The sequence below is a fragment of the Microbulbifer maximicatervae (SeqCode) genome, assembly GCF_052468155.1.
The window spans coordinates 358,952-373,038 of record NZ_CP174335.1; the positions used below are offsets into that span (position 1 = coordinate 358,952).

A 14,087-nucleotide genomic window follows, 5' to 3' on the forward strand; every position below is an offset into this window, starting at 1 on the left:
TGCGGCTCTATTTGCGCGCCAGCGAAAAGCCCGGCCACCTACTCAGATTAGCCCAACGCAAAGGCCCCCGCCGGGACCAGAGTTACAGCGCCTAAAGATCCTCCCCCGGCAATATCGGGCGCCACTTCAACGCCTTTTCGATAGATATGATCATGGCTCCAGCCACATCCTTGCGTGTAGCGCTCTCGATGCCTTCAAGTCCCGGTGAGGAATTTACCTCCAATAACAGCGGCCCCTTGCGGGAGCGAATAATATCCACACCCGCCACCTTGAGCCCCAACACCTTGGCAGCCTTGACCGCCAGGCGCTTCTCCTCGGCGGTAACTTTAACTACTGAAGCCGTACCGCCCTGGTGAATATTGGCACGAAATTCCCCAGGTGCCGCCTCGCGCTGGATCGAGGCCACCACACGACCATCGATAACAAACAGGCGAAGATCCTTTCCCTCCGCCTCGCGAATAAACTCCTGCACCAGAAGATTGGCCTTGAGAGACTTAAACGCATTAATCACCGACTCCCCAGCCTTGCGGGTTTCTGCCAAAACCACACCACGCCCCTGGGTTCCCTCCAGCAACTTCACTACCAGTGGCGCACCGCCCACCATTTCGATCAGCTCGTTGGTATCCACTGGGGAATTGGCAAACCCGGAGGTGGGAATATTTAATCCACTTTGTTGCAGCAACTGCAGGGAAAATAATTTATCCCGGGACTGACTGATAGCGGCAGAGCCATTCAGGGCAAAAATATCCAGGCTCTCAAAGTGCCGCGTCAGCGCACAACCGTAAAAAGTCTGGCTGGGGCGAATACGGGGAATCACCGCGTCCAGGCTATTGAGTATGCGACCATCCCGGTAGTGCACTTCCGGCTCATCAGGGTCGAGCTTCATATAGCACTGGCGGATATCGAGAAAACTCATGCGATGTCCGCGCTCGGCTCCCGCTTCCATAATGCGCCGGTTGCTATAGAGATCCGGGTTCGATGCCAGCAGCCCGATGCGCAGGCCGGTACCGGCAATATGGTGCTCATCCCGATAATATTCATCCAACTGGCTTTTCGGGATATCGCCAATACAGAAGCTCTCAGCCGGATCTACCAGCATTCGCCCAATCATGGCTTCGCGCCCCAACAACATGCGATAGCCCATACTGTCCCGATTGGTCAGGGTCAGTTCGATATCCCAGACACTGCCACCAATGGAAATAGAGGTACGAATTACCGGGCGTTTTTCGCTTTCTCCGGAGGAGCTGCGCACCAGCCTTTTATCCAAAAGCCGCGCCTCACAACGCACTGAAGGGCGGCGCTGGTGCTGCAGTGGATGCGCCTCAAAACTCACCCAGGGTTCGCCATCGCGCTTGAAGGTATGGATGTTGTAAGCGTGCAAACAGGAAGTTTTAGCCCCGGAGTCCACACGCACCTTAATCGCCGGGACGCCGAGTGCGGGAAGCCCGCACCACTCCTCGCTGCCGACAATCAGCTTTCTTTCCAATCGAGGTTCCTCAAAGGAAGGTTACAGGGTGACCGGTCGAACGAATGTCGCCGGCCTTTTAGTTTTACCCGCAAAAATGGCGGGCAAATGAAAATCGAAAATTTCTTTCACAGCGCCCCTGCAGGCGCTGAATTTATTTACTCTTTGTAAGATTAGTTAAGGCCGAGCACATCGCGCATATCGTAATGCCCAGGCGCCCGCGCACTCCCTTCCTCTCCCATCATCCACAGTGCCGCGCGCACAGCACCGCGAGCAAAAGAGAGCCTGCTGCTGGCGCGGTGGCTAATTTCGACCCGCTCACCTTCCGCCAGAAACATCACCGAATGCTCACCCACTACGTCACCACCGCGCACTGTGGCAAAACCGATAGTATCCCTATCGCGGGCACCGGTTTGACCTTCGCGACCGTAAACTGCCACTTTATCCAGGTCGCGCCCCAGAGTTTCCGCAATCACTTCTCCCATACTCAGTGCCGTGCCGGAAGGTGCATCCACTTTGTGGCGATGATGGGCTTCGACAATCTCGATATCGGCCTCTTCCGCCATTACCCGCGCAGCAGTTTCCAACAATTTAAAGCACAGGTTTACCCCGGTGGAAAAATTACTGGCGAGGCACAGCGGCACCTGACCCGCATAAGCCAATACTTTATTTTTTTGCTCGCTATCAAAGCCCGTGGTGCCGATTACAATGGGGAGGTTTTTCTCCGCACAATAGGCAGTATTTTCCACAGTTGCTTTAGGGGCAGTGAAATCAATAAGTACGTCAAAGTCCGCCTTATCGAGGCTGTCCACAATAGCGAGACCGCTGCGGCCTAGACCGGCAACTTCACCGGCATCGGCGCCGACCAAGCTGGAGCCAGGCCGCACTATAGCCGCTGACAGTTCGGCCTTATCAGACAGGGACAAAGCCTCCGCCAACGCTCGTCCCATTCGACCACCAAATCCCGTCACCGCCACTTTTACCGCCATCACAGCACTCCAGTCCAAATCTTTAAGGTTCTGGATTCTACAACGCACCCGGTAGAGCGCATAGATACCAGTAAGCCAGTATTAGCGAGTCCAAAAATCGCTAGTCACTCCGCAAAAGTAAAACAAAAAGAAATATCCACATATTTTTAAATTACCAAGAGGATACTTGCGCAAAAAGCGATATCAGCGGCCACTGCTACGCTTTACTGTGAGGGGTAAATGGAGCGCCAACATGCGACTGATGATCCTGTCCAACCATCTACCACACATCATGGTGGTAGTGATCTCTCTGAGCCTGGCTTTTGGCAGCACGCCGGCATCTGCCCAGCAGCAAAATGCCAATCCAGACTTTTGGGAGAAGTATGATGATATTACCGATTGGGTGACGCTGCGTTTGCAGCTCACCCCGGGACAGGAAAAAACCGTATTACCCATTATGCAAAAAAGCTTCGCAGAGAAAAAAGCGGTGCTGGAAAAATACGGATTACTCAGTGGTGAAAAGGTCGCTCTAACCCCCAAGCAACGCGGCGAAATTGGCGCTCAATTCGCAGCTATCAGCCTGGAAACACACAAAGAATTGGAAGGTATTTTAAATAAGGAGCAACTGCGCAAAGCGCAAAAAATCCAACAGGAATTCCTGAGTGAATTCGCAGCCCGCTTGAGAACCAAAACATCCCAATAGAAGGCATTCCATTGGGGGGATAAAACTCACCCGGAAATAAAAAAGGCCCGAAAGCTAATGCTCTCGAGCCTTTTTAAATAGGCAACCCGCAAAACAATTTAAGGTTTTGCCGGTGCTAACAGCGATTAAAGCTTCATATCACCAAAGAAGTTTTTCACTCCTTCAAACCAACCGGTCTGACGCGGTGAATTTTTCTTTTCGCTGAGGGTATTAGAGAACTCTTGCAACAAGTCTTTTTGCTTGCCGGACAGGTTCACCGGTGTTTCTACCACAACGCGACACAGCAGGTCGCCGGTTGCACCACCGCGAACCGGGGAAACACCCTTGCCACGCAGGCGGAACAGCTTGCCGGTCTGGCTTTCCGCAGGAATCTTCAGCTTCACTTTACCGTCGAGAGTCGGCACTTCCAGCTCACCACCGAGGGCAGCGGAAACGAAACTAATCGGCACTTCGCAGTAGAGGTTCTTGCCATCACGCTGGAACAGATCGTGCTCTTTTACCACTACCTGTACATAGAGGTCACCAGCGGGGCCGCCATCGGGCCCGGCTTCACCTTCACCAGACAGGCGAATGCGATCGCCGGTATCCACACCGGGCGGTACCTTAACGGACAGGGTTTTGGTTTCCTCTACGCGACCGCGACCGTGACAGCTGCCACAGGGATCGGAGATAGTGGTACCGCGACCGCGACAGTTGGGGCAGGTTTGCTGAACAGAGAAGAAACCCTGCTGCATACGCACCTGGCCAGCACCACCACAGGTGCCACAGGTTTGCGGAGAGGAACCGGGCTTGGCCCCGGAACCGCTACAGGTACCACAGGCTGCCAGAGTCGGAACGCGAATCTTGACCGTGGTGCCGCGCACCGCGTCTTCCAGGTCCAATTCCAGGTCATAGCGCAGATCGGAACCGCGAGCAGGGCCGCCGCGACGGCCACCGCCGCCACCACCGAAGATATCGCCGAACACATCGCCAAAAATATCGGAGAAGCCACCGAATCCACCAGCGCCGCCACCGCCCATCTGGCCTTCCACACCGGCGTGGCCAAACTGGTCATAAGCTGCGCGCTTCTCGGAATCCGACAAAACCTCGTAGGCCTCATTGGCCTCCTTGAATTTGTTCTCAGATTCCTTGTCATCGGGGTTACGGTCCGGGTGAAACTTCATTGCCACCCGGCGGTAGGCTTTTTTCAGCTCTGCATCCGAAGCGCCGCGCTCGACGCCGAGGACTTCGTAATAATCGCGTTTCGACATAAAACTATGTTCTCTGGTCCGGCATCAAGAACGGCCAAACTCTCTTTCTACTTCTCGGTTTCTAACTAAGCTCCGCGAACGGAGCACCACCAAAACTGCGAAAACTCGGCAAATATTGGCGGATACCTGAAACAACACAGGGCGCGGGCCTCTGAAAGTAAGGCGCCGCGCCCCTGAAGTTCTCCGGCGGCCACTTTAAAAGCTGCCACCGGAATTGCAAGCGAACGCTTACTTACCTTCTTTTTTGTCGTCCTTAACTTCTTCGAACTCTGCGTCTACCGCGTCGTCGCCAGCGGAGGACTGCTGCTCGCCCTGGGCACCAGCGCCAGCGGCACCTTCAGCACCAGCGGCTTGAGCCTGCTCGGCGTACATCTTCTGGGCAACCGGACCGGAAGCTTCAGTCAGCTTGGTAGTTGCAGCTTCCATTGCGGCCTTATCATTGCCTTTAACGGCTTCTTCCGCTTCGGTAACAGCCGCTTCAATAGCTGCTTTCTCTTCAGCGGTAGCTTTGTCGCCAGCTTCTTCCAGAGTTTTCTTGGTCGCAGAAATCAGGCCGTCGAGCGTGTTGCGAGTCTGCACCAGCTCTTCGAACTGCTTGTCCGCTTCGGCATTGGCCTCAGCGTCCTGAACCATCTTATCGATCTCGTCCTCGGACAGACCGGAGGAAGCCTGGATCACGATGGACTGCTCTTTACCAGTGGCCTTGTCCTTCGCGTGTACGTGCAGGATACCGTTGGCATCGATGTCGAAGGTTACTTCGATCTGCGGCATGCCGCGCGGTGCCGGTGGGATATCGGCCAGATCGAAACGACCCAGGGATTTGTTCTGTGCAGCCTGCTTGCGCTCACCCTGAACCACGTGAATGGTTACCGCAGTCTGGTTGTCATCCGCAGTGGAGAAAACCTGGGACTTCTTGGTGGGGATAGTGGTGTTCTTGTCGATCAGCGGAGTCGCAACGCCACCCATGGTTTCGATACCCAGGGTCAGCGGAGTTACGTCCAGCAGCAGTACGTCTTTAACGTCACCGGACAGTACGGCACCCTGGATAGCAGCACCCATGGCAACGGCTTCGTCGGGGTTAACGTCTTTGCGCGGCTCTTTGCCGAAGAACTCGGTGACTTTCTGTTGAACCATTGGCATACGGGTCTGACCGCCTACCAGGATCACTTCGTCTACACCGGAAGCGGACAGGTCAGCGTCTTGCAGAGCGATTTTTACCGGCTCCAGGGAACGGGTAACCAGCTCTTCTACCAGGCTTTCCAGCTTGGCGCGGGTCAGTTTAACCACTAAGTGCTTGGGACCTGTAGCGTCTGCAGTGATGTACGGCAGGTTGACTTCGGTCTGCTGGCTGGAGGACAGCTCGATCTTGGCTTTTTCTGCAGCTTCTTTCAGGCGCTGCATTGCCAGGGGGTCACCTTTCAGGTCGATGCCCTGGTCTTTCTTGAACTCGTCTGCGAGGTATTCGATCAGGCGCAGGTCGAAGTCTTCACCACCGAGGAAAGTGTCACCGTTGGTGGACAGTACTTCGAACTGCTTCTCGCCATCGACGTCGGCAATTTCGATGATGGAGATATCGAAGGTACCACCACCCAGGTCGTATACCGCTACAGTGCGGTCACCGCCCTGCTTGTCCAGGCCGTATGCCAGTGCAGCGGCAGTCGGCTCGTTGATAATACGCTTAACGTCCAGGCCCGCGATGCGGCCGGCGTCTTTAGTGGCCTGACGCTGGGAGTCGTTGAAGTAAGCCGGTACGGTAATTACTGCAGCTTCTACTTTCTCGCCGAGGAAGTCTTCCGCAGTCTTTTTCATTTTCTTCAGGACTTCGGCAGAGATCTGCGGCGGAGCTTTTTTATCGCCTTTCACTTCTACCCAAGCGTCGCCGTTGTCAGCTTCAGTGATGGTGTAAGGAACCATCTTGATATCTTTCTGGACAACGTCGTCTTTGAATTTACGGCCGATCAAACGCTTAACCGCAAACAGAGTATTTTGGGGATTGGTCACCGCCTGACGCTTGGCAGACTGACCTACCAGAATTTCGTTGTCGTCAGTGAAGGCAACAATAGAAGGTGTAGTGCGATCGCCTTCGGCGTTTTCGATTACACGCGCTTTGTCACCATCCAGTACCGCTACACAGCTGTTAGTGGTACCCAGGTCGATGCCGATAATTTTTCCCATCTGTAAAATCCTCTTTTGATGCGCGCTGCCAGCTATGTTCTGTTTACACCGCGCGAATAATTCTTGATGTCAGCTATATTGGTGCCGGCCGCTAAATTTCAAGGCCGCTTTACACTTCTGCCGTTACGGCGCTTTGCTGACCACCACCATGGCCGGGCGAACCAGGCGGCCATTGAGGCGATAACCTTTTTGAAACACATCCAGAACCGTGTTCGGCTCCACCTCGCCGTTGGGCACCTGGGTCATAGCCTGGTGCAGCTCAGGGTCGAAGGGCTCACCGGCCGGATCGACAACTTCCACAGCATTTTTCGTCAGGGTTTCAACGAAAGATTTGTGGGTCAGCTCGATACCTTCTACCAAGGCCTTGTTGGCTTCGTCGGCCGTATCGATCGTCGCCAGTGCACGCTCGAGGTTGTCCACTACAGGTAGCAAATCCTGCAGCAACTTCTCTACCGCAAATTTGCGCGCGCGCTCGATATCCTGTTGCGCGCGGCGGCGGGCATTCTGCTCTTCCGCCTGGGCGCGCAGGGCCATATCCTTGTGCGCTGCCAGCTGCTCCTGCAACTTGATAATTTCCTCGTGCAGGGCATCGGCACCTTCGGCCTCTTCCCGCAGGGCTTCCTCGGCAAGTTCGCTTTCTATAGAGGAAGGGTCTTCAATCTCTGCTGAAACGCCCTCGTCTGTAGCTGGTGCGTGCTCCGCCCCCTCTTTAATCTGATCTTCTTCGCTGCGCTCTCTGGCCACTGCTTTCTCCGTCGCGTCGACTCTGTCAGTAATGTGAGTTGAGCCCGTCTCTCGGGCACTGGAGCCTATATGGGGACATCCCCGCACAGTTCAAGTGGTTTTTCGCGCTAGCGCACATCCTCAGAGTAATGTGGCCCCGCCCCTATAGCTAACCGGGAACGAATACTGTATAAATAACCACTAATTGGGCCGGGCGCCCGCCGATTAGCAAGGACACAAGCGATCTCTATGCTGCTGCATCTGTCTATCAGCCAATTCACCCTGGTGGACCAACTGGAGTTGGAGTTTGGTCCCGGTACCAGCACCCTGACCGGCGAGACCGGCGCGGGTAAGTCAATCACCTTGGATGCCCTCGGCCTGGCACTAGGCGGTCGCGGCAGCGCTGAGCTTGTGCGCACCGGCGCCAATCGCGCCGATATTAGCGCCACATTTGATATCGCCGAGCACCCCAGCGCTGCCAGCTGGCTCGAGTCCCAGGAGCTGGACGCCGGGCAGGAGGTCATTCTGCGCCGCACTATCGGCGCCGACGGCCGCTCCCGCGCCTATATCAACGGCCAACCGGTCACTCTGTTGCAGCTACGCGCCCTGGGCGAGCAGCTAATCGATATCCACAGCCAGCACGAACACCAATCCCTGCTGAAGAAAGAAACACACCTGCGCCTGCTGGATGAATACGCCCAGGCCCAGGAACTCGCCGCAGAGACCCGCAGCCGCTTCAAAACCTGGCGGGATCACTATCGCCGCTATCGCACACTGGCCGACAGCGCCGAGGAAGCCGAAGCCCGCCGCCACTTGCTGGAATACCAGCTTAAGGAACTGGATCAACTTGGCTTGAGCGAAGGGGAAATAGAGTCCCTCGAGAGCGAACAGCAACAGCTGGCCAATGCCGGAGAAATCCTCAGTGGCAGCTACCAGCTGGCCGCTTTCTTGTCCGGCGGTGAAGGCGATATCGCCGAACAGCTGCACCGCGCCCTGCAACTGCTGTCCTCCATGCCCGGGCAGGCCCCAGCCTTAGTGGAAGTGGCGCAGATGCTCGACAGTGCGCGCATCCAGGTGGATGAGGCCGCAGCCACCCTCTCCCGACATATCGACCGCTTCGAGATGGACCCGGAGCGACTCTCCGAAGTTGAAGACAGGCTCAGCGCCATCTACCAGGCGGCGCGTAAACACCGAGTCCAACCGCAGGAGCTGCCGGCACTACAGCAGCAGTTACAGGCAGAACTGGACGATATCGGCAGCCCAGATGCCCTGGAGCGCCTTGCCGCAGATTGTGAACAACTGGAGAAGCAATACAGAAAAGTTGCCGGCAAACTCAGCAAGCTGCGCAGTAAAGCGGCAGCTTCGCTGGCGGAGGCCGTGAACGGCCAGCTGGCCGACCTGGCCATGCCTCACGCTCGAGTAGAGCTATCACTACAAGAGCTGGATACGCCCAATAGCCAGGGACTTGAAGAAGCAGAAATTTTAATTTCCACCAACCCGGGCCAACCGCCTCGCCCCCTGGGCAAGATTGCCTCCGGCGGTGAACTCTCCAGGGTCAGCCTCGCAATCCAGGTGGTAACTGCGCAAACCTCCCGCACCCCCACCCTGGTATTCGACGAGGTGGATGTGGGTATCGGCGGCGCCACCGGTGATGTGGTGGGCCGCCTGCTGCGTCAACTGGGAGAAACCCGCAATGGTCGCAGCGGCCAGGTGATCTGTGTGACCCACTTGGCCCAGGTAGCGGCGCGAGCCCACCGCCAATACCTGGTGGAGAAGCACAGCGATGGCGAAAGTGTTTTTGTGGCACTGCGCGAACTCACCAACGGCGAGCGCCGCGAAGAAGTGGCGCGCATGCTCGGCGGCGCCCCCACCGCCCAATCCCTGGCTCATGCTGAGGAAATGCTGGAGAGAATTTAATCCCCCAAACCCTTCTCTCGGGCTGGCTATGGAGTCAGCCCTACCTCCTTCATACAATTCCGGCGCCAAATGTCACCAAAGGGCAAAAATGGTGCATTTTGGTAAGCAATCTTATACCGTAGATCAATAAATGACCGCCACACAATCCGGTAAACCACCCCTTTCATCGGATATATGTGCCGATTTAGGACAAACGCACAAATATGACTGGGAGCGGCGGGTAAAGTCACCATATACTTGGCGGCTTATTTTTCGATGTATGAGTAGTCCCGGCCGAGGTTATGCAGAGAACGATTTTCAACACCCCTATTGTCACCCCAATCCTCCGCTTGGTTGCACGGGTGCTACTGAAGTTGCACGGCTGGCGTGTCAAAGCTGACGAGCAGTCTCTCAAACTAAAGCAGTACGTATTGATCGGCGCCCCCCATACCACTAACTGGGATGGCTATTACTTTATTCTCGCCGCACTCAAACTGAAGATGACCCCGCAGTGGATGGGCAAAGACAAGCTATTTACCTTCCCGCTGGGTGGCCCCATGCGCTGGTTCGGCGGTATCGCCGTAGACCGCAGCAAAGCCAACAACCTGGTGGATGCCACCGCCAGGCAGTTCAAACTGCGCAAAGAACTGGTTATCGCTATTCCCCCCGAGGGCACTCGCGGTTTGGCGGAACGTTGGAAGACCGGCTTTTACCATATCGCCCGCAACGCCAGGGTGCCGGTAGTGCTGGGCTATATCAGCTTCCCCAAAAAAGAAGTGGGCATAGGCCCGATAGCGCAATTCAGTGAAAACCTGGAAGCCGAGCTGTTGAAGCTCAAGGAATTTTACGCTGATAAAATTGGCAAGTTCCCAGAGCTTTACACCCCACCCTGCCAGTCGTAACACTCAGCGTAAGCATTTGAAGGGTGCGGTGAATACCGCACCCGGAAGAATCACTTCTCTTTTTCTGTCACATACAGAACCAGGCTGTGGCCAGTCAGCTCATAGCCGTGCTCTTCAGCGATCTGGCGCTGTAGCTCCTCAATCTCTTCATTGTGGAACTCGATAACCTTACCGGTATCGGTGCAGACCATATGGTCGTGGTGATCGCCTCGATCCAACTCAAATACAGAGTGGCCGCCATCGAAGTTGTGGCGCACAACCAGGCCCGCGCTCTCAAACTGGGTCAATACCCGGTACACAGTAGCTAGGCCGACATCCTCTCCCGCCTCCAGCAACAGCTTATAGACATCCTCAGCACTCAAATGCTGCTCACTAGTGCTTTCGAGCAATTGCAGAATCTTCACCCGCGGCAGAGTGACCTTGAGGCCAGCCTTGCGCAATTCCTGGTTTTCGTTCGACATGTATCAATATTTCCCGGCAGGATTTTAAAAGTTATCCGAAGTTGCCCAAACCCACAGCGGCCATTTATAAAGGATTCCGACCCTGGAGTCCCGTCTGTCAGCGAGCCAACTCTTCAGGTATTATCCCATGCCCTACGGAGTCAGAGAAACCCCGTACTGCTCACTTAGGGCAGAACTGGTAAGTGGAGGAACTTTTTTTCTCCACTTGAGACTAAACTGACTGTTTGTAAGAAATCAGCGTGAGCGCTGCCGTTTGAAACCGAATAATGGAGCAATGAATGCCGCCTAGTCTGAGATTTCTCACTATCGCCTTCCTGTGCAGCTTGCTGGGAGCTTGCACACTCGTAAAATTCCCCGGTGTACACCGTATTGAGGTGCAGCAGGGCAATATCATTACCCAGGAGATGGTGGATCAGCTAAAACCAGGGATGACGCGACGCCAGGTACAGTTTGTTCTGGGCACTCCGCTGCTGGAAGATACTTACAACCCCAACCGCTGGGATTACGTCAATCGCCTTCGCGATAAGAAAGGCAATATCACCCAAAAGACCTTTAGCGTTTACTTTGATGAAGACTCCCTGGTAGCCACCAGCGGCGACTGGCAGCCCACAGGCTGGCCCTAAGCAGAAGTCCCCTCGGCGCCTTTCTTCTTCTCAGCCATACGCTTGGCTTTCTCGGCGCGCTGCTTGCGCGCCTCTTTGGGATCGGCGATCAAGGGGCGATATACCTCAACCCGGTCCCCGGGTTGCAGGACATAACTTTCCGCCGGCGGCAGCCCCTTACTCCCCAGCACCTGGGCAAAAATACCCATCTTTGCCGTATCCGGATCGACTTCAGGATACTCCTTGGGAATTCCCGAGCGAATTAGCGCCTCCCGCGCAGTAGTACCCTCAGATACCAACAAACGCATTAATCGCTGTTCGTGGGGCAGCGCGTACACCACCTCCACCGAGATTGTTTTCTCTTCTGTCATTGGGGTTTCCCGTAAACTTCTTCCGCGCGCTCACACATAACCGCGACCATCTGGTTGGCCAGGTCACTGAAAATTTTTCCCGCAGCCGCCGCGATCAATCGATTTTTCATCGAAAACGAAAGGGTAAAACTCACTTTACAGGCATTTTCAGCCAGTGGAGTAAATTCCCACAGTCCCTCGAACTGCTCGAAAGGACCATCCACCAGCTTGAGCGTCATCGACTTGGGACGCACCAGCTGATTGCGGGTCACAAAGCTCTGCTTTATACCCGCGCGCGACAAATCCAGGCGCGCCTCTAAAGTGGTGTCATCGCTGTGGATAATCTCCGCAGCGCGACAGCCGGGTAAAAATTGTGGGTAACTGGCCACATCGTTGACCAGATCAAACATTTGTTCCGCGCTGTACATCACCAGCGCACTGCGTTCTATTTCAGTCATTCCTACTGTCTAACCCAGTCCATCAGGCAAAATTACCTGGGATTACCGTTGAACGGCTAATTTTGCCAGTCGGCGCTACTCAAGCAAGACAATTCCTGCAACAATCGCATTTTTTACCGGTGGGCCACACTTAGCCCCAGCCGCAGTAACAAAAACTACAAGCATTCAAAAAATAATAGCGAGAGTACTTATGACCGCAGTGAGAGAGCATTTTGGGTCAAGGCTGGGCTTTATCCTGGCCGCAGCAGGTTCCGCCGTCGGTATTGGCAACCTGGTCGCATTCCCTGTAGCAGCCACCAAGAGCGGGGGCGGCGCCTTCTTACTGGTCTACGCTCTCTTCGTATTTCTGATCTGTCTGCCGGTGATGATGGCCGAACTCGCTATGGGGCGCCGTTCAGATAAAGACCCCGTCGGGGCCTATCGGCAGATATCCAAGGGCTCCACGCTGTGGAGTATTCCCGGCTGGCTGGCCCTGATCACGCCATTTATGATCGCGGTTTTTTATCTGGTAGTCACCGTATGGGTAATGGGATACCTGGTAGAGATCTTCTCCGGCAACCTGGATAAGCTCGCCACTCCAGATTTCTTTATCCACTTTATCAATACACCCACGGTATTTATTTACCTGGTTGTCCTGATGCTGATCATCAATGCCATTCTCGCTATGGGCGTTAAAGACGGTATCGAGCGGGCCGCAAAAACCCTAATGCCCATGCTGTTTGTCATGTTATTGGGATTGGTGTTCTTTGTACTGACTCTGGATAACGCCGCCCTCGGTTTGCAGTACTACCTGGTACCCGACTTCAGCAAAATTGATGGCAACGTAATCAGTAAAGCCATGGCCCAGGCCTTCTTCTCCCTGTCTCTGGGAATGGGCATCATGATTACCTACGGCTCCTATATGAAGAAGAAGGACTCCATTCCCGGCTCTTCCCGCGCCGTAGCGATTACTGACACTTTGGTAGCCTTTACTGCTGGCCTGCTGATTTTGCCGAGTATTTTCCACTTTAACCCGCAGATTGATCCGACAGAGCTGAGCGACTCATCCGCCGGTATGATCTTCCTGTTCCTGCCGAAGATATTCCTCGCTTTGCAAGACGGAATCGGCTACATGGGCGCCAGCGCCGTAGCGGCCATCTTCTTCTTCCTGGTACTGGTTGCCGCCATTACCTCACTGGTTTCCATTATTGAGGTGCCTATCGCCACCCTGCGCGACGAGCGCAACATGGAGCGTAAGAAGGCTATCTACATCGTTGCGGCAGTTCAATTTGTACTGGCCATCGCTTGCGCCGTATCATTCGGTATGGCCACTTGGTTTACAGAGTTTGTACAACTGGCCGGCGCAAACAAGTCGTTCTTTGATTTGGTGGAGATCATCTTCTACGACACCATCCTGCCTCTAAACGGCCTGCTGGTATGTCTGTTCGTGATCTACAAATGGAAGAAATCCAATTTTGATAAAGAGCTGCAAGAAGGTGACAGCAACTTTGCAGGCTCGTTTTCGCAAAAATACGTTAACTTCTCCCTGGGCACTTTTATCCCATTGATACTGCTGCTTATCTTTATCAATACCGTGGCCCTGAAGTTTTTTGGACACAGTTTTATATAGTCACTCGTAGTTTTCATGGCCAAGAAAAAGAAAGCACAAACATCCAATACCATCGCCCTCAACAAGAAGGCCCGCCACGACTATTTCATTGAAGAAAAGTTTGAGGCGGGCGTTGAGATGAAAGGCTGGGAAGTCAAAAGCTGTCGGGAGGGCAAAGCCCAGCTGACCGACAGCTATGTCATTTTCAAAAACGGTGAAGCCTGGCTGCTGGGTGCCAACATCCAGCCGCTGCCCAGTGCCTCCACCCACTTTGTTACCGAGCCCGACCGCACCCGTCGCCTGCTGCTCACCAAGCGCGAACTTTCCAAGCTGATCGCCGCTGTTGAGCAGAAGGGCCACACCGTGGTTGCCACAGCCATGTACTGGAAAGGGCATCTGGTGAAGTGCGAAGTCTGCCTTGCTAAAGGTAAGGCGAGCCATGACAAACGCGAGACTGAGAAGAAGCGCGATTGGAACCGCGAAAAGCAGCGCCTAATGCGCTCGGCGCACAAATAGTGCACAGTGAACTATTAGAAGAATAATTAC

The 14,087-nt window shown here is 54.7% G+C and carries 14 protein-coding genes and 1 pseudogene; 6 read left to right on the top strand and 9 right to left on the bottom strand.

Features of this window, described 5'->3' with window-relative positions; translation table 11 throughout:
* Window positions 1–91 precede the first annotated feature (91 nt).
* From rimK to dapB, 3 genes and pseudogenes are all read right to left on the bottom strand, one after another.
* Window positions 92–1,000, bottom strand: coding sequence for a 30S ribosomal protein S6--L-glutamate ligase (gene rimK / locus ACJJIY_RS01480; protein ID WP_413665891.1), 909 nt, complete (start codon window positions 998–1,000; stop codon window positions 92–94).
* A 129-nt stretch (window positions 1,001–1,129) separates the two neighbouring features.
* Window positions 1,130–1,414: pseudogene (locus ACJJIY_RS01485) on the bottom strand (ATP-dependent zinc protease family protein); the annotation flags it as partial.
* 224 nt (window positions 1,415–1,638) lie between these two features.
* Window positions 1,639–2,454, bottom strand: a complete 816-nt coding sequence (gene dapB, locus ACJJIY_RS01490) for a 4-hydroxy-tetrahydrodipicolinate reductase (RefSeq protein ID WP_444896133.1) — start codon at window positions 2,452–2,454, stop codon at window positions 1,639–1,641.
* Between the two features lie 232 nt (window positions 2,455–2,686).
* Here dapB and ACJJIY_RS01495 point away from each other — a divergent pair, with 232 nt between their 5' ends.
* Window positions 2,687–3,136: a hypothetical protein gene (locus tag ACJJIY_RS01495; RefSeq protein WP_282931315.1), complete on the top strand. Its 450-nt coding sequence runs from the start codon at window positions 2,687–2,689 to the stop codon at window positions 3,134–3,136.
* A gap of 125 nt (window positions 3,137–3,261) precedes the next feature.
* Here the strand turns inward: ACJJIY_RS01495 and dnaJ are convergent, their stop codons facing one another.
* The 3 genes from dnaJ to grpE all read right to left on the bottom strand — a co-directional run bounded on the left by dnaJ (window position 3,262) and on the right by grpE (window position 7,305).
* Window positions 3,262–4,386 (bottom strand): molecular chaperone DnaJ, encoded by a 1,125-nt coding sequence (gene dnaJ / locus ACJJIY_RS01500; protein ID WP_282931314.1) that lies wholly within the window; start codon window positions 4,384–4,386, stop codon window positions 3,262–3,264.
* A gap of 228 nt (window positions 4,387–4,614) precedes the next feature.
* The gene (gene dnaK, locus ACJJIY_RS01505) at window positions 4,615–6,561 is read right to left on the bottom strand and encodes a molecular chaperone DnaK (RefSeq protein WP_282931313.1); all 1,947 of its coding nucleotides are present in this window, start codon (window positions 6,559–6,561) and stop codon (window positions 4,615–4,617) included.
* 123 nt (window positions 6,562–6,684) lie between these two features.
* The gene (gene grpE, locus ACJJIY_RS01510; protein WP_282931312.1) at window positions 6,685–7,305 is read right to left on the bottom strand and encodes a nucleotide exchange factor GrpE; all 621 of its coding nucleotides are present in this window, start codon (window positions 7,303–7,305) and stop codon (window positions 6,685–6,687) included.
* Between the two features lie 228 nt (window positions 7,306–7,533).
* On the opposite strand from grpE, the gene recN reads away from it, so the two are divergent.
* Window positions 7,534–9,201 carry a DNA repair protein RecN gene (gene recN, locus ACJJIY_RS01515; RefSeq protein ID WP_444896132.1) on the top strand — a complete coding sequence of 556 codons (1,668 nt, stop codon included), beginning with the start codon at window positions 7,534–7,536 and terminating at the stop codon, window positions 9,199–9,201.
* Between the two features lie 281 nt (window positions 9,202–9,482).
* Window positions 9,483–10,082, top strand: coding sequence for a 1-acyl-sn-glycerol-3-phosphate acyltransferase (locus ACJJIY_RS01520; RefSeq protein ID WP_413663277.1), 600 nt, complete (start codon window positions 9,483–9,485; stop codon window positions 10,080–10,082).
* 50 nt (window positions 10,083–10,132) lie between these two features.
* Here the strand turns inward: ACJJIY_RS01520 and fur are convergent, their stop codons facing one another.
* On the bottom strand, window positions 10,133–10,543 hold the full coding sequence (gene fur / locus ACJJIY_RS01525; protein ID WP_282931309.1) for a ferric iron uptake transcriptional regulator: 411 nt from the start codon (window positions 10,541–10,543) through the stop codon (window positions 10,133–10,135).
* Window positions 10,544–10,821: 278 nt separating this feature from the next.
* Here fur and ACJJIY_RS01530 point away from each other — a divergent pair, with 278 nt between their 5' ends.
* Complete coding sequence (locus ACJJIY_RS01530) at window positions 10,822–11,166, top strand: outer membrane protein assembly factor BamE (RefSeq protein ID WP_413663278.1); 345 nt, start codon at window positions 10,822–10,824, stop codon at window positions 11,164–11,166.
* On the opposite strand, the gene ACJJIY_RS01535 is transcribed toward ACJJIY_RS01530, so the two are convergent.
* Window positions 11,163–11,516 (bottom strand): RnfH family protein, encoded by a 354-nt coding sequence (locus ACJJIY_RS01535; RefSeq protein WP_413663279.1) that lies wholly within the window; start codon window positions 11,514–11,516, stop codon window positions 11,163–11,165. The two genes, ACJJIY_RS01530 and ACJJIY_RS01535, sit on opposite strands and share 4 nt — an antisense overlap.
* Complete coding sequence (locus ACJJIY_RS01540) at window positions 11,513–11,953, bottom strand: type II toxin-antitoxin system RatA family toxin (protein ID WP_413663280.1); 441 nt, start codon at window positions 11,951–11,953, stop codon at window positions 11,513–11,515. Before ACJJIY_RS01540 ends, ACJJIY_RS01535 begins: the two co-directional genes overlap by 4 nt.
* A 190-nt stretch (window positions 11,954–12,143) precedes the next feature.
* Between ACJJIY_RS01540 and ACJJIY_RS01545 the strand changes: the two genes are divergently transcribed.
* Complete coding sequence (locus tag ACJJIY_RS01545; RefSeq protein ID WP_413663281.1) at window positions 12,144–13,562, top strand: sodium-dependent transporter; 1,419 nt, start codon at window positions 12,144–12,146, stop codon at window positions 13,560–13,562.
* 15 nt (window positions 13,563–13,577) lie between these two features.
* The gene (gene smpB, locus ACJJIY_RS01550) at window positions 13,578–14,057 is read left to right on the top strand and encodes an SsrA-binding protein SmpB (RefSeq protein ID WP_282931304.1); all 480 of its coding nucleotides are present in this window, start codon (window positions 13,578–13,580) and stop codon (window positions 14,055–14,057) included.
* The last annotated feature ends 30 nt before the right edge of the window (window positions 14,058–14,087 follow it).